Annotated in this window: 25 protein-coding genes; 8 read left to right on the forward strand and 17 right to left on the reverse strand. The window is 68.0% G+C overall.

Features of this window, described 5'->3' with window-relative positions; genetic code table 11:
- Nucleotides 1-73: 73 nt before the first annotated feature.
- Complete coding sequence (locus tag AQJ91_RS33050) at nucleotides 74-586, reverse strand: hypothetical protein (protein WP_067028957.1); 513 nt, start codon at nucleotides 584-586, stop codon at nucleotides 74-76.
- Nucleotides 587-974: 388 nt separating this feature from the next.
- On the opposite strand from AQJ91_RS33050, the gene AQJ91_RS33055 reads away from it, so the two are divergent.
- On the forward strand, nucleotides 975-2,081 hold the full coding sequence (locus AQJ91_RS33055) for a sugar ABC transporter substrate-binding protein (protein WP_067028959.1): 1,107 nt from the start codon (nucleotides 975-977) through the stop codon (nucleotides 2,079-2,081).
- Between the two features lie 141 nt (nucleotides 2,082-2,222).
- Here the strand turns inward: AQJ91_RS33055 and AQJ91_RS33060 are convergent, their stop codons facing one another.
- The 4 genes from AQJ91_RS33060 to AQJ91_RS33075 all read right to left on the reverse strand — a co-directional run bounded on the left by AQJ91_RS33060 (nucleotide 2,223) and on the right by AQJ91_RS33075 (nucleotide 5,027).
- Complete coding sequence (locus AQJ91_RS33060; protein ID WP_107122598.1) at nucleotides 2,223-3,110, reverse strand: SPFH domain-containing protein; 888 nt, start codon at nucleotides 3,108-3,110, stop codon at nucleotides 2,223-2,225.
- Nucleotides 3,111-3,282: 172 nt separating this feature from the next.
- Nucleotides 3,283-3,747 carry a hypothetical protein gene (locus tag AQJ91_RS33065; RefSeq protein ID WP_067028963.1) on the reverse strand — a complete coding sequence of 155 codons (465 nt, stop codon included), beginning with the start codon at nucleotides 3,745-3,747 and terminating at the stop codon, nucleotides 3,283-3,285.
- 409 nt (nucleotides 3,748-4,156) lie between these two features.
- Complete coding sequence (locus AQJ91_RS33070; RefSeq protein ID WP_199848081.1) at nucleotides 4,157-4,834, reverse strand: hypothetical protein; 678 nt, start codon at nucleotides 4,832-4,834, stop codon at nucleotides 4,157-4,159.
- Nucleotides 4,818-5,027, reverse strand: a complete 210-nt coding sequence (locus tag AQJ91_RS33075) for a hypothetical protein (RefSeq protein WP_067028966.1) — start codon at nucleotides 5,025-5,027, stop codon at nucleotides 4,818-4,820. Before AQJ91_RS33075 ends, AQJ91_RS33070 begins: the two co-directional genes overlap by 17 nt.
- 275 nt (nucleotides 5,028-5,302) lie before the next feature.
- On the opposite strand from AQJ91_RS33075, the gene AQJ91_RS33080 reads away from it, so the two are divergent.
- The 3 genes from AQJ91_RS33080 (at nucleotide 5,303) to AQJ91_RS33090 (ending at nucleotide 6,491) form a co-directional block, all read left to right on the forward strand.
- Nucleotides 5,303-5,545: a hypothetical protein gene (locus tag AQJ91_RS33080; protein ID WP_159054697.1), complete on the forward strand. Its 243-nt coding sequence runs from the start codon at nucleotides 5,303-5,305 to the stop codon at nucleotides 5,543-5,545.
- Nucleotides 5,546-5,606: 61 nt separating this feature from the next.
- Nucleotides 5,607-5,846: a hypothetical protein gene (locus tag AQJ91_RS33085; RefSeq protein ID WP_067028970.1), complete on the forward strand. Its 240-nt coding sequence runs from the start codon at nucleotides 5,607-5,609 to the stop codon at nucleotides 5,844-5,846.
- A gap of 222 nt (nucleotides 5,847-6,068) precedes the next feature.
- Nucleotides 6,069-6,491: a Uma2 family endonuclease gene (locus AQJ91_RS33090; RefSeq protein WP_234383180.1), complete on the forward strand. Its 423-nt coding sequence runs from the start codon at nucleotides 6,069-6,071 to the stop codon at nucleotides 6,489-6,491.
- 31 nt (nucleotides 6,492-6,522) lie between these two features.
- On the opposite strand, the gene AQJ91_RS33095 is transcribed toward AQJ91_RS33090, so the two are convergent.
- The 6 genes from AQJ91_RS33095 to AQJ91_RS56270 all read right to left on the reverse strand — a co-directional run bounded on the left by AQJ91_RS33095 (nucleotide 6,523) and on the right by AQJ91_RS56270 (nucleotide 11,232).
- Complete coding sequence (locus AQJ91_RS33095) at nucleotides 6,523-7,365, reverse strand: transglutaminase family protein (RefSeq protein ID WP_067029188.1); 843 nt, start codon at nucleotides 7,363-7,365, stop codon at nucleotides 6,523-6,525.
- Between the two features lie 43 nt (nucleotides 7,366-7,408).
- Nucleotides 7,409-8,341: an alpha-E domain-containing protein gene (locus tag AQJ91_RS33100; RefSeq protein ID WP_067028972.1), complete on the reverse strand. Its 933-nt coding sequence runs from the start codon at nucleotides 8,339-8,341 to the stop codon at nucleotides 7,409-7,411.
- The gene (locus tag AQJ91_RS33105) at nucleotides 8,338-9,882 is read right to left on the reverse strand and encodes a circularly permuted type 2 ATP-grasp protein (RefSeq protein WP_067028974.1); all 1,545 of its coding nucleotides are present in this window, start codon (nucleotides 9,880-9,882) and stop codon (nucleotides 8,338-8,340) included. The genes AQJ91_RS33100 and AQJ91_RS33105 overlap by 4 nt, the downstream gene beginning before the upstream one ends.
- 240 nt (nucleotides 9,883-10,122) lie before the next feature.
- Nucleotides 10,123-10,377, reverse strand: a complete 255-nt coding sequence (locus AQJ91_RS33110) for a type II toxin-antitoxin system RelE family toxin (RefSeq protein WP_067028976.1) — start codon at nucleotides 10,375-10,377, stop codon at nucleotides 10,123-10,125.
- The gene (locus tag AQJ91_RS33115; RefSeq protein ID WP_067028978.1) at nucleotides 10,374-10,721 is read right to left on the reverse strand and encodes a hypothetical protein; all 348 of its coding nucleotides are present in this window, start codon (nucleotides 10,719-10,721) and stop codon (nucleotides 10,374-10,376) included. The genes AQJ91_RS33110 and AQJ91_RS33115 overlap by 4 nt, the downstream gene beginning before the upstream one ends.
- A gap of 64 nt (nucleotides 10,722-10,785) precedes the next feature.
- Entirely contained in the window at nucleotides 10,786-11,232 is a 447-nt protein-coding gene (locus AQJ91_RS56270; protein ID WP_067028980.1) for an ATP-binding protein, read from the reverse strand.
- 265 nt (nucleotides 11,233-11,497) lie between these two features.
- On the opposite strand from AQJ91_RS56270, the gene AQJ91_RS33125 reads away from it, so the two are divergent.
- Both AQJ91_RS33125 and AQJ91_RS33130 read left to right on the forward strand, forming a co-directional pair.
- On the forward strand, nucleotides 11,498-12,385 hold the full coding sequence (locus tag AQJ91_RS33125) for a helix-turn-helix domain-containing protein (protein ID WP_067028982.1): 888 nt from the start codon (nucleotides 11,498-11,500) through the stop codon (nucleotides 12,383-12,385).
- 5 nt (nucleotides 12,386-12,390) lie between these two features.
- The gene (locus tag AQJ91_RS33130) at nucleotides 12,391-12,576 is read left to right on the forward strand and encodes a DUF397 domain-containing protein (protein ID WP_067028984.1); all 186 of its coding nucleotides are present in this window, start codon (nucleotides 12,391-12,393) and stop codon (nucleotides 12,574-12,576) included.
- 268 nt (nucleotides 12,577-12,844) lie between these two features.
- Here the strand turns inward: AQJ91_RS33130 and AQJ91_RS33135 are convergent, their stop codons facing one another.
- From AQJ91_RS33135 to AQJ91_RS53910, 3 genes are all read right to left on the reverse strand, one after another.
- Nucleotides 12,845-13,693, reverse strand: a complete 849-nt coding sequence (locus AQJ91_RS33135; protein ID WP_199848082.1) for a hypothetical protein — start codon at nucleotides 13,691-13,693, stop codon at nucleotides 12,845-12,847.
- Nucleotides 13,694-13,925: 232 nt separating this feature from the next.
- Entirely contained in the window at nucleotides 13,926-14,084 is a 159-nt protein-coding gene (locus AQJ91_RS54680) for a hypothetical protein (protein WP_199848083.1), read from the reverse strand.
- 90 nt (nucleotides 14,085-14,174) lie between these two features.
- On the reverse strand, nucleotides 14,175-14,342 hold the full coding sequence (locus AQJ91_RS53910; protein ID WP_159054698.1) for a hypothetical protein: 168 nt from the start codon (nucleotides 14,340-14,342) through the stop codon (nucleotides 14,175-14,177).
- A 355-nt stretch (nucleotides 14,343-14,697) separates the two neighbouring features.
- On the opposite strand from AQJ91_RS53910, the gene AQJ91_RS33140 reads away from it, so the two are divergent.
- The gene (locus AQJ91_RS33140) at nucleotides 14,698-15,738 is read left to right on the forward strand and encodes a helix-turn-helix transcriptional regulator (RefSeq protein ID WP_079085389.1); all 1,041 of its coding nucleotides are present in this window, start codon (nucleotides 14,698-14,700) and stop codon (nucleotides 15,736-15,738) included.
- On the opposite strand, the gene AQJ91_RS33145 is transcribed toward AQJ91_RS33140, so the two are convergent.
- The gene (locus AQJ91_RS33145; protein WP_067028990.1) at nucleotides 15,701-16,681 is read right to left on the reverse strand and encodes a helix-turn-helix transcriptional regulator; all 981 of its coding nucleotides are present in this window, start codon (nucleotides 16,679-16,681) and stop codon (nucleotides 15,701-15,703) included. The two genes, AQJ91_RS33140 and AQJ91_RS33145, sit on opposite strands and share 38 nt — an antisense overlap.
- Before the next feature lie 19 nt (nucleotides 16,682-16,700).
- Nucleotides 16,701-17,645: a helix-turn-helix domain-containing protein gene (locus AQJ91_RS33150; protein ID WP_067028992.1), complete on the reverse strand. Its 945-nt coding sequence runs from the start codon at nucleotides 17,643-17,645 to the stop codon at nucleotides 16,701-16,703.
- A 366-nt stretch (nucleotides 17,646-18,011) separates the two neighbouring features.
- Here AQJ91_RS33150 and AQJ91_RS33160 point away from each other — a divergent pair, with 366 nt between their 5' ends.
- Entirely contained in the window at nucleotides 18,012-18,347 is a 336-nt protein-coding gene (locus AQJ91_RS33160) for a Rieske (2Fe-2S) protein (protein ID WP_067028996.1), read from the forward strand.
- 179 nt (nucleotides 18,348-18,526) lie between these two features.
- Here the strand turns inward: AQJ91_RS33160 and AQJ91_RS33165 are convergent, their stop codons facing one another.
- Nucleotides 18,527-18,964 (reverse strand): pyridoxamine 5'-phosphate oxidase family protein, encoded by a 438-nt coding sequence (locus AQJ91_RS33165; protein ID WP_067028998.1) that lies wholly within the window; start codon nucleotides 18,962-18,964, stop codon nucleotides 18,527-18,529.
- Between the last annotated feature and the right edge of the window lie 83 nt (nucleotides 18,965-19,047).

The raw sequence follows: 19,047 nt of genomic DNA on the forward strand, positions 1-19,047 counted from the left end.
TCGGCGACGGCGGAGATCAACCGTCGCCGAACAGGACCAGCCAAGGCCGGATTTGGTTGTACGGCGGACTACATCAGGGGAGCAGATCGCCGATCACGTCGATGACCAGCGTCCATGCGGACTGCGCGCCCGTGCCGAAGGCGGCTGCGAGCGCGTACCCGAGGGCCGCGTCCAGGGCGTCCACCTTGCCGTCCGGCCGCCACTCGACGAGGACCCGGCCATCGCCCTCCGACGTGAGGTCGCCGAGCCGCCGCCCGTCCCGCAGGAGGCGGCTGCCCGGCACGGAGTCCGGCACCAGCCGCCAGCGGTGGCCCGCGTGCCGGACGTCGACCCGGTACGAACGTCGGGTCAGCCGCCCCTTGGCCGGAGTGACGGAGACTTCCGTGCCGTCGACGGTGAGCGTGAGCCGGCCGCCGTCCCGGGTGCCGACGGGGATGTGGGCCTTGGCCCCGGTACCGGCGGCGCGGCTCAGCACGATCCGCGGTATCGCCGCGCCCTCGACGGTGACTTCGCCCCGCTCGGTGTCCAGACGGACGGTGAGCGGGCCGAACAGGCTGTCCTCGACGAGGTTCTCGGCGACGGTCATACGGATGTCCTTGCGGTGTGGTGTGGTGCGGTGCGGGTCAGGGTTCTGGGCGATGGCCGGGTCACTGTCTGGCTGGGTTCATTCGGTCCTCTGGTGGCTGGACAGCCGTGCTGGAAGCTGTCCTGATCTCGACCCGCGAGGTATGGGGTTGGTTGTACGGATCTCTGCCGATCGGGAACCGGAAGATCCGGCAGTGTGGCGTGGAGTAGACGTAAAGGCCGTTTGGAGGGGATTCCGTCATGTCTTCACAGTGAAGCGGAGCGTGGCGTTGCGCACTCGTTAAGTGGTTTCGCTTGACGGTGAGGGGTGCCTCCACGTTGGCTTTTCAGTCACATGGGCTGCACTGCTGCGCCCACGTACGGAAGGCACCACTGAAGTGAGCACCCCGATGCGTCGAATCGCCATAACCGTGGCCGCGTCCACGATGACCCTCTCCCTGGCCGCCTGCGGCGTACTGAACGCATCGGGGAGCAGCGACGACGCGAGCCCGACCAAGGGCAACGACATCACCGTGGGGCTGCTGCTGCCGGAGAAGGCGAACACGCGCTACGACAAGTTCGACTACCCCATCATCGAGAACAAGGTCGCCGAGCTCACCGAGAAGCGCGGCACGGTCGACTACCAGAACGCCGACGCGTCCGCGGAGACGCAGGCGAGCCAGCTCCAGCAGATGATCGACGACCAGGTCGACGTGATCCTGCTGGACGCCGTCGACGCGCACGCCATCGCGGGCGGCGTGAAGAAGGCCAAGGACGCCGGGATCCCGGTCATCGCGTACGACCGGCTGGCCGAGGGCCCGATCGACGCGTACATCTCCTTCGACAACGAGCTCGTCGGCGAGGTCCAGGGCCGCTCCCTCATCGAGGCGCTGGGCGAGGACATCGACACCTCCGACAAGATCGTCATGATGAACGGCTCGCCGACCGACCCGAACGCCAAGCAGTTCAAGGCGGGCGCGCTCTCCGAGATCAACGGCAGGGTGCAGATCGCCAAGACGTACGACACCAAGGACTGGAAGCCGGAGAACGCCCAGGCCAACATGACCGAGGCGATCGCGGCGATCGGCGCGAACAACATCGCCGGCGTCTACTCCGCCAACGACGGCATGGCCGGCGGCATCATCAAGGCGCTGGAGGCCGCGGGCGTGACCAAGCTGCCGCCCATCACCGGGCAGGACGCGGAACTGGACGCCGTACAGCGGATCGTGACCGGCGATCAGTACATGAGCGTCTACAAGTCGTACCCGGCGGAGGCCGAGGCCGCCGCCGAGCTGGCCGTCGCCAAGGTGCAGGGCCGGGACATCCAGTTCGACGCCCTCACCCGGGACCGGGTCGACAGCCCGACCGACAAGGACATCCAGGCCAAGCTGGTGCCGGTGATCGCGCTGACGAAGAAGAACATCGACGAGACGGTCCTCGCCGACGGCATCTACAAGCTGTCGGACATCTGCACGGCGGAGTACAAGTCGGCTTGCGCGGCGGCCGGGCTGAAGTAGGGCCCGGGGGCACTCCCGGGCCCACACTCACTGCTGCTGTCGGCAGCCGGAACCACTCGATTTCCTGATGCGCCACAGGAGCGGGTCACGTCCACTGGGACCTGTGCGCACGTGGCAATGGGCGACGCCCGGCCGGAGGAATCAGTTCCGGCTGCTGCCGTCCACGATGACCGGGGTGCCGTCGCCCGAGCCGCAGGGCACGGCGTAGACCGGGTTCTCCTTGGCCGCATCCCTGTACGCCTCGATGCACTGGTTCATCAGAACCTTGTCGGTCAGAGAGTCGTCGAGGATCTTGTTGGCGCGGGCGATGCCCTCGGCCTCGATCTTGCGGCGCTTGGACTCCTCTTCCGCCGTGCGGGTCGCCTCGATGGCCCGCTCGGTGGCCTCCTTCTGCTGGATCTTGCGGTCGATCTGCTTCTGGAGTGCGTCCGAAGGCTTGACGTTGCGCAGGTTCACGGCGGTGACGTCGACACCGCGGGGCGCGAGTCGCTCCTTGATCAACCTTCCGATCTCCGCGTTGATCTGCTCCCGGGCCGAGGCGTAGCCCTGCTCGCTGGTGTGGCGGGCGAAGACGTTCCGGACGATCTCCCTGCTGTCCGGGTAGACCAGCCGCTGCTGAATGGCCGCCTCGTTCCCCGCCAGCCGGTACAGGTCCACCGCCTTGGCCGGTATGACCGCCCACTTCACGGTCACCTCCGCGTACATCACACCTCCCTGGGAGGAACGCACTTCGACGACGTCCTCGTCGGAGAGGTTGAGGTCGACCGGACGGGTCGAGAAGGAGGTGACATCGGTGAACGGCGCCTTCAGCTGTATCCCGGACGTCATCGGCGCACCCACCTTGCCGAACGTCACCGGCACGCCGACCTCGTAGGCGCTGACGACGTACACGCTGCTGGCGATGCCGAAGAGCACGCCGCCGAGCAGTGCGGCGACGGCACCGAGGCGAAGCCGGGACGAGCTTTGGGCACGGGCGACGAAGTACATCACCACGGCGGCGAGAATGAGCAGGCATGACAGTGCGAGCACGGTGGCTTCCCCCTGAGAGATCATGCGCGGTACCCCCGGCACCGCGCGTCAGTGGAGGGTACGGCAACCAGGGTGCGGCCCGATCATGGGGTCGGCTCGCAAGCGGCGCCGCACCCTGGAGCCGGCGCTGCTGTCATGCCGCCGGGCCTTCGCACGGCCTTCGTTCGCTCAACTACGCCACAGGACAGGCAAGTTCCGGCATCGAGCGGTTCGGGGAGCACGTCACCACGGCCAGGGACAGGTAAGAGGGGCGTTCAAGGTAGAAGCCGACAGACACATCCGTCCCCGACTCCATCCGTTTCGCAGCAGAGTTGACGAGCGTGGCCAGGTGGGTGATGTCGCGCTCCCTTTCGGAGGCGAACCGGGGCGCGTACTCGGCCAACCGCTCTCGGAGCCACGAGGCGGCTTCCTTCGCTTCCCATGTGCCACGCATCAGGGAACGCGGCTTGATGAGCCAGTACGCCGTTTCCAGCGGCGGGAGGTCGGCCGTCGGGAACTCCGCGGCCACCTCGCGGTAGCGCTGGACGAGTTCTGGCTTGCTTCCCGCCGGAGGCGGCTCGGGGTGCGGGGGCCGTCGTAGGGCCTCGTTGTCGAAACGCTCTTTCGGACCGGTCCAGAGGTAGCCGTGGTGGTGCATCTGTGGTTCCCGTTTGGTGTGGGCGGTCGGGAAGGAGCCGGCCGGACCCGTTCGGGGACCGGCCGACAGGTGGGATGGACAGGGGGGAGGGAGGACAGAGGGGAGGGATTTAACGCTCAGGCCGAACCGCACCGGGTCGATACCGGGTCTTCGAACTTGAGCGGTGCGCCCCTGTTGGTCGGCGTCCGCCCTCAGGGCCCTCGTAAGCCGCGAGGATGTGACACTCCCGCGGAAACTGTTACATCCTCGCGGCTTACCGGTCGGCGCCCGGCGTCCGCGCACCGCTCAACTTCGAAGACCCTCGATACCGGCCGCGTCCAGCTCCGCCGCACGCCTTCACGAACGAGGCCCCGTTGATGTCGAGCGCGTACAGGTCACTTCCGTCCAGCATCACTGCACCTCTTCCTGCTCAACTGATCGCGGCCATGGCTGACCGCCACCGCCCGTGGTGGGCGGGAGTCCTTTTCGAGAACGCGACCGGGGCTTGCCCCCAGCCTTCCCAGTCGAGGATGGTGAGTTTGGGGCCGCCGAGGTTTGACCAGTGGAAGTCGCTGTGGGCGGTGGACCACCGGATCTCACCTACATCGCAGCCCGTGTATTCGGGGACGGCTCGGGGGATGTACTCCTCGCGTACGGCGATGCGTACGGTGGGGACTTCGGCAAGGGAGTCGAGAGCGGTCCGCAGCCGCGCCCACCATGCTTCGGGGAGGGCCGGATCGTGTTCGAGGACCGGTGAGCGGGAGATGGCGGTGGCGTCCGTGTGTTGATACAGCTCCGCCCGGTACGCCCAGTCGGCGGCCTGCCAGTCGTGGAGGTGGTGGAGGACGGGACGAGGGATCTCGGGAGGAAGCAGTTCCTGGGCGGTCTTCGGGCCGTCCCAGAGTTTCCCGTGTGCCTTGTCGGAGCGCTCCGCGACGAGGCGGAGCCAGCCGGTGCCCTGCGCGCTGGTTACGGCGCCGGAGAGGGTCCGGGCGGCGTAGCTCCAGACGGGTTTCTCGGCAAGATCAGTCAGAGTGAGAGTCGTGCACGCAAATGCCCTGGCGGTACGCATGCGCCGGGCGGTGGCGTCGTCAGGCGCCGAGAACATCGATCACCTCATGCAGGGTCTTGTCCGGGAGCGGAGGCAGCGCGAGGACGCGCTGGGCGGCCTGCCAGTGTTGCGCGCGCCCGGACCCCAGGATGACGTGTTTCACCCCTGGGGTGGACGCGGTGACACGCAGCGCGGCCTCGGCCGGGGTGGTGCCCGGGTCGATGAGTTGGGCGAGTTCGTCGGTGACCATGGCGGGGAGATCTCCGCCGTGCAAAGGCGCGGAAACGAACGTGTCCAGGTTGGCTGCGGTCGCCTCGACGAGAGGGCCGGTAGCGTCCAGGGCCTCCGCAGCGGGTAGCGATGTCGAGACGGTCAGCGACAGTGAACGCGCCTTCGAAGCCGGTCCAGGTGGCGACGCCATAGCCTCCGATCCGTCCGGCGCGGGCCTCGACTTCGAGAGCGGTGAAGGCGCTGGCGATGGCGTCGTGCGGGCGGGCGGCTCGTTCGGGGTTGTGGAGGAAGACGATGTCCGGGGTGCGGCCCAGCTCTGCGGTGTTGCGGCGGTTCTGCCAGGCAACAGGCGAGATCGGCACCGCCACCGAAGAGACGATCAGCGGTGTCCTGCGCCGCTGGCGCCTGCGCCTCCGCCTCTACCAGCACCCTGATCCCGGGGAGCGGATGCAGCGTGAGCACCAGAACGGCACCCGGCCCGGACGACCCGCCACGGCCGCGCTCCGTGCTGCCGCGGAGGCCCGCGCCGGTGAGTGACGAGCAGTACGACCGCATCACTCTCTCCCCGCAGGTCTAGGAGATCCTGAACGACACCAGCGTGTCCGGGGACGTCTTCGGCGCGATCGCCGCATTTCTCGTCGAGCTGCGGAAAGATCCGGTTCCCCAGGACGCGCTTCCCGTCCCCGGACGGCCCGACTGGTACTCCGCCCCGCTCATCCGGGACCTTGGCCTGGTCGAGTACCACGTCGGCGATACCCAACCGGGACAGGACGACCCGGACCCCGGGCCGGACATCTTCGTCGCTCGCATCCTCCGCGCGGACGTCCCTGACTTCTAGCGAGGCCGGAGGGGGGCGGAGAACCGACGTCATGCGTCACAGGACCGGGAGCGATCCGGATCAGGTCGACCTCGATGAGGTCCTCTGGCGGGCTTGGAAGGCCATGCGGCTCCCGGAAGGGTACCGAGCCGAGATCATCGAGGGCGCGATCGAGGTTCAACGTATCGGCCGGGTACGGCATGGTCTGGTCGCCAACCGTCTGCGGGACGCGTTGTCCGGGGCATGGTCGAGGACGAGGTCGGCGCCTCCCAAGCGCTTGCCGTCGTTCATGACCGCAGTGTGTGGATTCCGGATCTCGTGCTCGCTCCACTGGCACTCGATCGGTACGCGGACAGCGACGACATCGGGGTTCTCGCCTCAGGGGTATATCTCGTCGCCGAAGTGGTCTCTCAAGGCGAACGCCATCACCATCGAGACCGCGTCCGCAAGCGTCGCGAGTACGCCCGCGCCGGCATCCCCGCGTACGTCCTCCTCGACGACTACGACGGCCAGGGCGCCGTCACCCTCTTCACCCACCCTCGCCCCGACAAGGCCGACTGGGAGGACATCCACCGCGTCCCCTACGGCACCGACGTCACCCTCCCCGAAGGCCCCGCCAAGGGCTTCGTGATCGAGGAAGCGATCACGGGCCCGAAGCGGGGCTGAGGAGCGGAAACCGGGTCACCCGGTCACCCGGTCATCCCACCCGCGTGAACTCCACCGTCACATCCGGAGGACCACCCGCCACCCCCCGATAGATCCCCTTGTGCGGCGTCACGTCGTCGTAGTCACGCCCACGCCCCACGACCACATGGGACTCGTCGGCCCTCTTCCGGTTCGTCGGGTCGTAGCCGCACCAGTCGCCCGCCCAGTAGTCGACCCAGGCGTGGCTCTGCCCGGCGACCGGGCGGTGGAGTTCCGCCTCCTGTTCGGGGTGGAGGTAACCGGAGACGTAGCGGGTCGGCAGGCCCAGGCCCCGCAGCAGGGCGATGGTGACGTGGGCGATGTCCTGGCAGACGCCCGCGCCCTGGTCCCAGGCCTCGGCGGCGGAGGTGTTCACCCCCGTGACGCCGGGGAGGTACGACACGCGGTCGGCGACCAGGGAGGAGACGGCGACCGCCGTTTCGTGTACGTCCAGGCCGGCCGCGACCTCCCTCGCCTTCTCGATCAGTTCGGCGGGGATCGTCGTACGGGGAGTCGGGTTCGCGTACTCCAACAGGCGGGAGTTGGCGGACTGTTCGGCCAGCTCCAGCCAGGTGGGTGCCCCCTGGAGCGGGCCCGGAGGGTGGGTCTCGACCAGACTCGACGCCGTGATCGTGAGGTCGGCGTGTGGGTCCATCAGGTCGAAGCTGGTGACCTGGGTGCCCCAGTAGTCCCAGTACGACCAGGTGGGAGTCGTGGGGTTGACGGTGACCCGCGCGTCCAGGGTGGTCTGGGCGGGCAGCGTCAGCGGGGTCATCCGGACCTCGTTGTGCGAGGACGCGGCGGGCTGGGCGTACGAGACGCGGGTGGTGTGCTTGATGCGGAGGCGGCGCGACACCGTGGCGGTGGGGGTCAGGTTCAGATTCACGTTCATGTCCTGTTCACGCTCCTTCCTGGGCCCACTCGACGGGCCCCTGGTACGGGAAGAACCGGTCGGCCACCGCGTCCGCAGAGGCCATGCAGGCCTGCTGCAAGTCACGGAGCAGAGCTGGTAGTTGGTCTTCCAGAGCGTGTGTGTCCAGGTATTCGAGCCGGGTGCGCATCCGGCCTATCGGGCGGCGCGCCGGGTCCTGGCGGGGGCGGCCCAGTGCTGTGAGGCACTCCTCCGCCGTCGTGAGTGCGTGCAGCGCCGAGCGCGGGAAGTCGCGGTCCAGGAGCAGGAATTCGGCCACCCTCGGTGTGTCGCCGAAACCGCCGTAGACGCGTGCGTACGCCTCGTCCGCGCCGGACGCGCTGAGCAGCGTCGGCCAGTCCGGCGCGTGCGCCGCGTCCAGCACGCGCACCGAGAGCAGCCGTACCGTCATGTCCACCCGCTCAAGGCTGCGCCCCAGCACGACGAAACGCCAGCTGTCGTCCCGGCTCATGGTGGAGTCGGCCAGGCCGAAGAAGAGGGCCGCCCTGCGCCGTACCAGTTCCAGATACGCGTACGGGCCCGTGCGGCGGGCCGCCATCCGCTGGTCGGCGAGGGCGTGCCAGGTGGAGTTGAGGCACTCCCACATCTCCGACGACACCGCCTCGCGGGCACTGCGCGCGTTCAGCCGGGCGGCGCCCAGCGCGCCCTCGATGGAGCAGGTCGAACGGGCGTCGAAGGCCAGCTGGTCCAGGACCTGCTGCATGTCGACGCGCTGGCCGCCGGCGTCCACGCCGAGGATCGCGTACAGCGACCGGCACGCCACGTCCTCGTCGCGCCAGGGGTCCTCCAGCATGCGGTGCAGATACGCGTCGAGGATGCGGCCGGTGGCGTCCGCCCGCTCGACATACCGTCCGGTCCAGGTCAGGGCCTCGGCTATCCGGGAGAGGATCACGTCGCTCACTGCTGCTGCGCCCCTTCCTGTACGACGGTGGGGTTGCCGTCGGGTCCCAGCTGGCGCGGCGCGACGTCGGGCAGGGCGCCCGGGCTCACCGGAACGGGGTTCTCCGTGGGCCCCTCGGCCAGCACCCAGGTGTCCTTGGAGCCGCCGCCCTGGCTGGAATTGACGATCAGGTTGCCCTCCTGGAGGGCGACCCGGGTGAGGCCGCCGGGGAGCACCCAGACGTCGTTGCCGTCGTTGACGGCGAAGGGGCGCAGGTCTATGTGGCGTGGTGCCATACGTTCGCCTGCGAGGGTGGGGGAGGTGGACAGGGCGACGGGGCGCTGGGCGATGAAGCCGCGGGGATCGGCGATGACGGCCTTCCGTGTCTCTTCGAGGGTCTCCCGGTCCGACTTCGGCCCGATGACGATGCCCTGCCCGCCGGCGCCGTCGACCGGCTTGATGACCAGCTGGTCGATCTGGTCGAGGACCGCCTCCAGCTGGCCCGGTTCGTCGGGCCGGAACGACTCGACGTTGGGGAGAATCGGTTCCTCGGAGAGGTAGTAGCGGATCAGGTCCGGGACGTAGGTGTAGAGCAGCTTGTCGTCCGCGATGCCGTTCCCCACGGCGTTCGCGAGCGTGACGTTTCCGGCCATGGCCGCGCTCAGGATGCCCGGACAGCCGATGACCGAGTCCGGCCGGAAGTGCAGGGGGTCCAGGAAGTCGTCGTCCAGGCGCCGGTATACGACATGGACGGGGACCTCGCCACGGGTGGTGCGCATCCACACGCGGTTGTTGCGGCAGACCAGGTCGTGCCCCTCGACCAGCTGCACGCCCATCAGCCGGGCGAGCAGGGCGTGTTCGAAGTAGGCGGCGTTGTTGGGGCCGGGGGTCAGGACGACCACCCGCGGGTCGGCGGTCCCGTCGGGTGCGGCGGCGCGTAGGGCGGCGAGCAGCCGTTGCGCGTATCCGTCGACCGGCACGACATGCTGCTCGGCGAAGAGCGAGGGGAAGATCCGGGTCATCGCACGCCGGTTCTCGATGACGTACGAGACCCCGCTGGGCACCCGGACGTTGTCCTCCAGCACCCGGAAGTCGCCGGCCTCGTCCCGTACGAGATCAATTCCGGCCACGTGGATGCGTACCCCGCCCGGGGGCTCGATGCCGTGGGCCGCGCGGTGGAAGTGCGCGGAGTTGAGGAGCAGCCGCCAGGGCACGACGCCGTCCTCGAAGGCACGGGCGTGTCCGTAGGCGTCGGCGAGGTAGGCCTCCAGGGCTCTGACCCGTTGCCTCACCCCGCGTTGTATGAGATCCCATTCGAGGGCGTCGAGGATCCTGGGCACCAGGTCAAGCGGCCAGGGCCGCTCCTCGCCCGCGAAGGCGTAGGTCACTCCACGGTCCGTGAAGGCCCGGGCCATCTGGTCGGCCCGGAACCGGAGTTCACTCGGCTCGATCGGCTGCAGCGCCGCCAGCACCGGCTCATAGGCGGTCCTGACCTCACCCGGCCGCTCAAACATCTCGTCCCACGCGTCGGCCAACGCGTATGCGTCAAATATGTCCGCCATGGGCTGACGTTAAATGCGGCAGGTAACACGGCGATCACCGGGGGATTTCCGGGGCGTGGCGCGCGGAGGGGAGGCGTCCGGTAGCGGAGGGGGCCGGTTGCCGTTGAACGCCGACACGCACACATGGCTCGTCCCCACCGACGCCGGCCGCGAATTCCTGGCCGACCATCTGGCGGAACGAGGACGAGAGGGCTGCCCCCGTTGGCTCTTTCGGCGGGGCAGCCCGTGTCCTTGCTGTGGTCAGAGAGGTGTGCTGCCGACCATGAGGATCTTGATCGACACCGTGGAGCCGTCGATCTCGTACGTGGCCCGGTAGGCACCGACGCGTAACCGCCGCAGGCTGGTGCCGCCGAGCTTGCTGCTCGCGGCGGGCTCCGGCTCGTCGGCGAGCGCGTTGATCGCTTTGAGGAGTGGCTTCACGGCATCCCCGGCACGGGTCCTGAGCCGCATGAGGCCGTCGGAAGCGGGCCTCTCCCAGATGATGGTGTAGCTCAAGAGGCCTCCGCTCCCGTGACGAGGGCTTCGATCTCGGCCTGGGTGGACGTGGGGCCGCCCGTGGCTCGTGCGTACAGGGATACGGTCACGTCGGCGAAGTCGATCGCTTGCTCGCGTGCGTCCCCGTCCGCCGCCGAGTCGGCGAGTGCCTGGGTCCACCAGTGGTTGAGGAACGCGTCGAAGCCGCCGGAGTCGGCCAGGGCGCCCAGCTCCGTGTAGAAGTCGGCGCGGTGGTCGAGGCGCAGGGCAGCCCCGATTCCGTCGATGGTCCGCTGTACGACCTCCCCCGTGAAGCCGGTGACGTCCCGAGCCTCGGCCACCGCGTCCTGCCACTCGATCGCCATGTGCGTCTCCTTTCGCCGTGCGGCCAAGGTACCGGTGCGGCACCTTCGCAGACGGCCGAGCAGACTACGCATCCGTCGCTCCCCGAACGTCCAGCTCCGCCCAAACCGTCTTGCCCACGGTGAGCTTCTCCACGGACCAGCGGTCGGTGAGCGTGCGGACGATGAGCAGGCCGCGGCCGAACTGGTCACCGGTGGTGGAGGGGCGGGAGCACGGGAGCCGCTCGCCTCGAGGATCGGTCACGGCGACGCGCAGGGCAGTGCCGGTGAGGGACGTCTCCACCCGGAACAGGCGGTCCCGTAGACACCCGTGCAGCAGGGCGTTCGTGCACAACTCGCTGGCCAGGAGCGCCGCGTCGCCCGCCGCGTCGGGGTGGCCCCAGTCGACGGTGAGTTGGGCGACGTGTCTGCGGGCGAGGGGGATGTTGCGGGGATACGGGGAGTAGCTGACGGCGTCGTAACGGTCGTACGGCTTGGGGTCTTTGGCGCGGCGGGGAGGACAGGAGTCGGTCACGGGGGCGCACCTCCTTGTGCGGGGGCCGGGTGCCCGAGGCGGCCGCCAGGTGGGTGGGGGGAGGTGGCTCTGCCGTACGGCCCTGGGGTGGGCAGCATGGTGCACTTCCGCCAACTGGTGTCGCTGAGTGGGCGATTGGACACTGACGGTAGTGCTTGCGGCGGGATGCCAGCAAGTTGCTTGCCAGAAAGATGTACTCGAACTGGTTTGCTTGCAGTACGGTGTCGCCGCAGACTGTGGCCAACTCAAGGGCAGGGGAGACGGGATGGCAGGCAGGGACCGGGACCCTGATCGCGGCAAGGTCGTGTCAACGGTGCTCGCGCGCAGACTGGGGGGTGAGTTGCTGCGCATGCGTGAGGCATGCGGAATGCGCCAGCCTCATGCGGCCGAGGTGCTGGCGGCATCCGTGTCCAAGGTCGCCAAGATGGAGCGTGGTGGCGTGCCGATGCGGGACCCGGACATCCGTGCGCTGTGCCACCTGTACGGCGAGACCGACGAAGTGGTGATCGAGCGGCTGCTGGCGCTGGCGCGCACCGATCGAGAGAGGCGCAAGGCCCAGGGATGGTGGAATCAGTACCCGCAGCTTCCCGCCATGGTCGAGTACGTGGCTCTGGAGGACATCGCCACCAGTATTCGTACCTGGCAACTTGCCTTCATCCCTGGGCTGTTGCAGACGCCGGACTATGCGCGCGCTGTGGCGGTGGGCGCCGGTTCGTGGGAGGACCCGAGCGATATCGAGCCCTTTGTGGAAGCGAGGCTTGCCCGCCAGGCGCGACTGCGATCGGAGCGCCCGCTGGGGCTGTGGGCCGTGATCCACGAGGGGGTGCTGCGTCAGCTCGTCGGTGGTCGTGACGTGATGCGGCAACAGCTGGGGCATCTGCTCGAACTGGCCGTTCTGAACACGGTGAAGATCCAGGTGGTGCCGTTCTTGGCGGGCGCCAACCCGGGCATGATCGGGGCGTTCAGCATCGTCTCGTTCAGCGAGCCCGCAGCGCTGGATGTCGTACACATGGACGTACCTTCTTCTACTCTCTGGTTGGAGAGCGAAGAGGACGCCGCCCGCCACGGTCGGACCTTCGACCGCATCGCGCGGGTCGGGCTCGCGGAACGCAACGCCATCGCCCTGATCGAGACCATTCGCAAGGAGTTGTAGGCCTGGTGACCGAGTTCGAGTTCGTCAAGTCCAGCTACAGCGGCGGAGATGCCCCTCAGGAGTGTGTCGAAGTCGCCCGCAACGTCCCCGGCACCGTCGCCGTCCGTGATTCCAAGGACGCGGACGGTCCGATACTCCGGCTCGCCGCGGAGACGTGGGCGGAGTTCGCCGCGTACGTAGGGGGGTGTTAGCTCGACGTCAAGCCTCGCCCGCATCATCGACACGTGACGGCCGCAGATCGAGGAATTCTTCCCGACCGGCATCAGTAACGCCGCCAGCGCGGGATACAACCGTGTCGTCTGGCTCACCGCCTGGTGCGCCTATGGCTTCCGCAATGCCGCCAACCAGCGCCTACGAACACGCTGCGTCACCACGCGGCGAGGCCGCGGATGCCTGGACTCCGGTCAAGATCGATGAGCCTTCGGTTCAGGCCCCTCCTGCAGGCAAGCAGTCACGGCGTCAGTCGGCCTTCACCGGTGTGTCGGTGCCGTCATAGACCTGTCCGTTCACCGCATCGACCCGCCACATTTCCGCCTCCCCTGGCTCCAGCGAATCAGCTCCGGGTTCTTCTGGGCGCATCGACACGTTCGCGAGCCACTCAGGCCGCCATGTTCCATCCCGCTCAGCCGCCTTCAGGGTGAACGCCTCGACCTGGTATCTGGCTTGCAGCTGACGCTTGCTCAGATCCCCGCCGCCATTGGCCTGGTACTGTGCGACCAACCCCTCTCGCACCACCTCCTCGGCCTGCCCGGCGTCCAGCTTCGCCTTCTCGAGTTTCACGCGCGTGGGACCGAGGGTGACGGCCACCTGCGATACGCGTCCTGCTCTGTTGACCTGGACGTCCAGCATCCGGGGCATTAGTACGTCGTCGTGGAGCCAGCGCCAGCTGGTCATCCATCCCAGTTCCGCCTTCTCCCCCACCGGATATGTCTTGTGCTCGACCGCGTCCTTCGCCCAGCGGTAGTGCTCGCGCATGTACTGCTGGGCGATCTTGTATGCCTCCTGTTCCGTGAGCGGCGCCTTGGCCCCCGTCACGGGATACCCCATGACACTGGGACGGTCGCTGTCGTCCAGCAGCACGTTCAGGTGCTTCTTGTCCGGCCACGACAGGCTGCCGTTGCTGAACGCTTCCGACTGCCCGTTGTCCCGGCTGAGCAGGGTGAAGACGACATTCGTGCAGGCCGTTCCGACGCACGGCTGCTCGTACACCTGGCCCAGTTCGTAGCGGTCACCGAACGCCTCCGTCACCGCTCGCTCGACGGCCTGGCGCTGCGAGGATCCTGCGGCCGACAGACTGGTGCCGTCCACATGAATGAAGGTGACCATCGGACGCGCCACGCCGGCGCCCAGGGTCAGGATGGCTGCGGAAGCGATGAGCGATGCCTTGGCGCCGGCCTGCCCGTTGAGTGCCCCGCGTCGGGCCAGCTCTACCGCGGCAACACCAAGTCCAACGAGGCCGCCGAGGAGTCCTTGCCGGGGTCAGGGCATGGCGGCAGAAAAGGCCCCGCCGTGGCAGACGGGGCCCATGATGCTGCTCGAATCAGCAGTGCGCGGTCGGCGTCTGGAAGGTGCCGCCGCTGTAGTTCAGCACGCCGGTGCTGCTGTAGCACATGTAACTCCCGGACTTGCTCCAGCTCTTCGCCACAGTCTGGCCAGAGCTGATGGAGAAGTAGGAGGAGTAGGTGGTGGAGCCGGACATGCTGTAGCCGAGGCGGATGCTGACACTGGACCCGCCGGTCTTGGAATAGGTGGTCCGCAGGGTGGTCGGGGAGTTGCCGTCCTTCTTGTGCTACAAGATCCCGTTGGTCAGGGTGGTGCACCGCTCGATGGGCAGACCGGAGGCTGTGTAGCCGGAGGAATCACAGCCAGCGGCGGCCGAGGCGGCGGGCGCGCTGAACATGATTGAACCAGCCGCGATGGCGCAGGCGATGACCGCGGCGCTGGTCTTGGTGCGCATGGAAAACCCCCATTAGTCGAGAACTGCAGAAGAATGCGGCCTGCTCATGAAGCTTTATTTGCTGCCGCTTGATCAACCCTGTATGGCATGCACACGCATAGGTAGCCTCATGATGCTGCTCCTGCCTGAAGCGAAGGGGGAATGAAGGGTGCATGGCCTTGCATTTGGGGCATTTCTTGGCTCTTGAAGCTGGGAAGACCATGCGGAGATGGGGGCCGGGCCGTGTTGCGGCGGCAAGCCCCTCTGCGCATAGTTGCGCTGCGGAAGTCATGGGCGGTTGCCCGTTAGTGCTGTGAGTGCGCTGCGCAGGGATAGCGGATCGTGTGCGGCAAGGGACGGTAGCCAGGGGTGGGAGATGGCCGAGCAGGGAAGGGGTGAGCATCCACACGGTGCTGACCGACTGTGCGACGCCGGGGATCGCGTGTATTCCCGGGCCGTACGGCGGGGCCGGGTGCCGCGCCGTGATGCCCAGGAAGTGCCCTGCCTGCTGGAGTTGGCGCTGCTGCACCCGGACCCGGACGACATGGACTGGCTGGTGCCGACGTCTCCGCAAGAAGTCATGACGCGGCTGTTGCACGGGGTCTACGACGAGGTCAGCGCGAGCCAGCGGCGGATGGGTTCGGCGGTGGCGGCCTTCGAGTGGTACGCCGGCTTGGGCCACCGACTCGCGGCGTCCGGCGCGGAGGGTGGCACGGCGATCCGCGTTCTGGACGGCGACTCCCGTATCCAGGCGGCCCTGGACGAGGCGACGGCGGCGTGCGCGTCGGAGGTGCTGACGGTGCAGCCGGGCGGCATCCGTCCCGAGCACGAGCTGACGGAGGGGCTGCACCGGGCGATGGCGTTGCGCGGCCGGGGTGTGCGGATGCGCGACCTGTACACGCACGTCGCGCGACACGGTCAGGGGTTGCTCAACTACCTGGAGTTGATGAGCGATTCGGTGGAGGCGCGGACGCTGGACGAGGTGATCGACCGGCTGATCCTGTTCGACCGTACGGTGGCCTTCATCCCCGCGAACACCAACCGCACGATGGCGTTGGAGCTCCGCCACCCAGGGCTGGTCCAGTACCTGGTCACGGTCTTCGAACGCCTCTGGCGCCTGGCGATCCCGCTCACCGCCTCCCTCCCCGACACCGGCATCGAGGGCATCTCCCACCGCGAGCAGTCCATCGCGGCCCTGCTGGCGGAGGGCCACCAGGACGCGGTCATCGCGGAACGCCTGGGGATAAGTGTCCGTACGTGCCGGGCACACATCGCCCGGTTGTCGGAGACGCTGGGGGCGGCGAGCCGTACGCAGCTGGGCGTGCGGATCGCGCAGGTGGGGCTGGACGGGCCGGCGCGGTCGGCCGACGTCGGATCGGTCATCGTCCCTGATCAAGGATCCCGGACTGGCCGATGAGGTAGCCGAGCTGGGCCCGGCTTTCGCTGCCGAGGGTGGCGGCGAGTTTGGCGATGTGTTCGCGGGCGGTGCGGATGTTCATGCCGAGGCGGTCGGCTATGACGGCGTCGGTGTGGCCTTCGATGAGCAGGGCGGCGATGGCTTGCTGGCGGGGGGTGATGCCGTTGTGGGACGGGCGTTGGACAGCCTCGGGGTACATGGGGGTGGCCATGTGCCAGAAGCGGTCGAAGGTGGTGGCGAAGTAGTCGACCAAGGCCGGGTGGCGGACTTCGAGGGCGACTGTGCGGTCCTTGCTGGCGGGGATGAACGCGACGGTGCCGTCGATGACGAGGAGACGCTCGGTGACCTGGTCGAGGGTGCGGGCTTCGGCGTCGCCGTTCAGCTGCTCGTAGTGGGCGACAGTGGCGAGGGAGTGGCGCTGCGTGTGCTGGTAGAGGGTGCGGATACGGCCGCCGCGGTCGAGCAGAGCCTGGTCGCGCTCCAGCGTCTCCGCATTCAGGCGGGCGGCGGTCCGGCCGTTGTAGGGCTGAATGGCGAGGAGTTCCCGAGAGGCGTCGGCCATGGCCTCGGCGATGGCCTGGTTGACCCGGCCGAAACCGCTGAGGACGCTGATGACCGGTGTGTCCGTCGCCGCCGTGTGCCGCCCATCGATCCACATCAGCCCCGCGAATGTCTCCGCCAGTCGCAGCTCGCGCCGCCGCTCGTCGGCGATCCGGTCCTCGGAGGCCCGCAGCAGCCGGTGGAGGGCGACGGCAGGGGCCACAGGCTCCAGCCGGCTCAGGTCCGCAACCGAGGGGTGCAGAAGTCCGAAGTCGATCAGGCAGGGTGCTCCGCCCGCATCCTCGGCGCGTAAATGGCCTTCGCGCAGCGCCCGTTCGTACAGCACTGCTCCTTCCGGGCAGAGATCTTCTGCACTGTGCTCCGGATGTCCTGCTGGGGGCACTGCCGTCCTTCCTCTCTGATCAGTTCTCCTGCTTCAGGATCCCCGACTGCGCTATGAGGTAGCCCAGTTGCGCGCGGCTGCCGCTGCCCAAGGCGGTGGCCAGCTTGGCTATGTGGGCCCGGCAGGTGCGCACGTTCATGCCCAGGCGGCGGGCTATGGCCTCGTCGACGTGGCCCTCGACGAGGAGTTTGGCGATGGAGTGCTGGATGTCCGTGATGCCGTCGGAGGCGGCTTCGTAGGGGGCGCCGGCGCTCAGCGGTACCGACCGGTTCCACATGAACTCGAAGACCTTGATCAGGTACCGCACGAGGCCCGGATGACGCATCTCCAGCGCGACCTGCTGGTCGTCGCGGGTGGGGATGAAGGCGACGGTCTCGTCGCAGATGATCAGACGCTCCACCAACTCGTCGATGGTGCGGTACTCCGCCTTGCCGTCGGGGAGGTGTGCCGCATAGGCCAGCTTCTCCGGGCTGTACCGGGCCGTGTGCTGGTACAGCGTGCGGATGCGCACCCCGCGCTCTATCAGTGGCCTGTCGCGCTCCATCCCGAGCAGGAGTGCGCGCTCGGACATACGGTCGCTCGGCTGGACCGTGAGCATCTCCGTCTGGCACTGGGACGCGGCCAGGTTGAGCGCGGCGTTGATCCGCTCACCGCCCTCCAGGACCGTGACCGAGTCACTGGTCGAGCCGATCTGCGTACTGAGGTTCATGAACGGCTCAAACGCGTCGGCGAGTTCGGTGGCCCATCGCCGGCGTTCGGCTATCTCATGCTCCAGGGGGTTGAGCTGCCGGGCCAGAGCGACCGCGGGACTGACGGGGCACAGCCAGTCCGAGTCGTCGGGATCCGGGTGGAGCAGGGCGAACTCCGTCAGACAGGGCGCGGGCTCCACGTCCGCGCGCGCGATCCGGCCCGCGCGCAGAGCGGTGGCGTAGAGCCGCCCTCCTTCTTCGCACAGCTCACTCATCGCGTGGGGATGTGTCGCTTTAGCGTGATTCGTTGTCAAATCTCCACCCCCCAGGGTCCTGAACATGCAGGAACATGATGCATCGATTGTGTGGCCATGACGTGCCCGAATGAGCCATCGTCGTACTCGACGGGGGAAAAGGGGACCTTCAAGTGAGGACGAAGCCGACTATGCGTAACAGAATGCTTCGCTCGGTTCTTGTTGCCGCCTTCTCCGCCGTTGTGACCCTCGGCGCAATCGGTGGTTTCACCGACGCGAAGGACGATATTCGGGCGAACAGCAGCTGGCCGTCCGTGGCGGTGAGTACTGAGGGCGCCGACAACAGTAGCTGGCCGGTGGCGCCGGCGGATGGGGCCGGGAACTGACGTGACCACTCCCCCCGACGACCGCTCCTTCCGCCGAGAAATGGCCACCGCCTACCGCTCCGGCTGGCACTTCATCGACCTGGTCACCGCGATCCCCCACTCCGGTGACTCGTTGATGGTGACCGTCTTCGGCGAGCCGGTCGTGGTCACGCGTGATGACGACGAGGACGTACGGGCGTACCGGTGTCTGCGGCGGCCTCGGGGGGCGCCGCAGCCTGTGCGGTGTGCCATCCGGTACGGAATGATCTTTGTGAATCTGGACCAGCGTGACCATCAGCTGGTGGAGCCGGAGACCCCGGCCCACCGAACCATCTCAGCCACCCCCCGCAGTGCCTGACGCGATTCCCCCGTCGTAACAAATCGCTCAGGTGCTTCCCCCCGCAGCGGCGTCACCGTGACCTGAACACGGTGACGCCGCTGCAGTTTTCTGGGGAAATATCGGAGTATGCGGGGAAGTGGAAGCCGACCGTCAGTGGCTGAAAAGAATCGATCAGGCAGGCGTCGATCACGGGTACGTCAGCCGCGGCTCCGCCTTCCTCGGCCGCGCCCCATCGCCCGCTCCAGCTCGATCTCGATCACCACCCGCGACGGATTCGGCGACGGCACCCGCTCATAGCGCTCCGCGTACCGCCGCTCCGCCTCCGCGACCCGCCCCGGATCGGTCCGGACGTACGCCCGTCCCTCCAGCGTCGCCCACCGCCGCCCGTCCACCTGGCACACGGCGACCCGCGCCCCCGCCGGCCCGGCCGCGAGCACGTTCGCCACCTTGGTGCTCGCCTTGTTCGCGATGACACGAGCCAGCCGGGCCTCGGGATCGTATGTGACCCCGACGGGTACGACGTGCGGGCTGCCGTCCGGGCGCGGGGTCGTCAGGGTGCACAGGTGTCTCTCCCGCCAGAAGCTGAGATACGTCGCGTCTGGATCGCCCGGGTCCACGGAGTATGTCGTTGCCATGAGGGTGGAACTTAGCCGCCGTGGCACTCCCGAACTCAACCTTGAGTGGAATAGACTCAAGTTTGTGTACGCTGACTGAGTCA

It is taken from the genome of Streptomyces dysideae (genome assembly GCF_001514305.1).
GTDB classification, from domain to species: Bacteria; Actinomycetota; Actinomycetes; order Streptomycetales; family Streptomycetaceae; genus Streptomyces; species Streptomyces dysideae.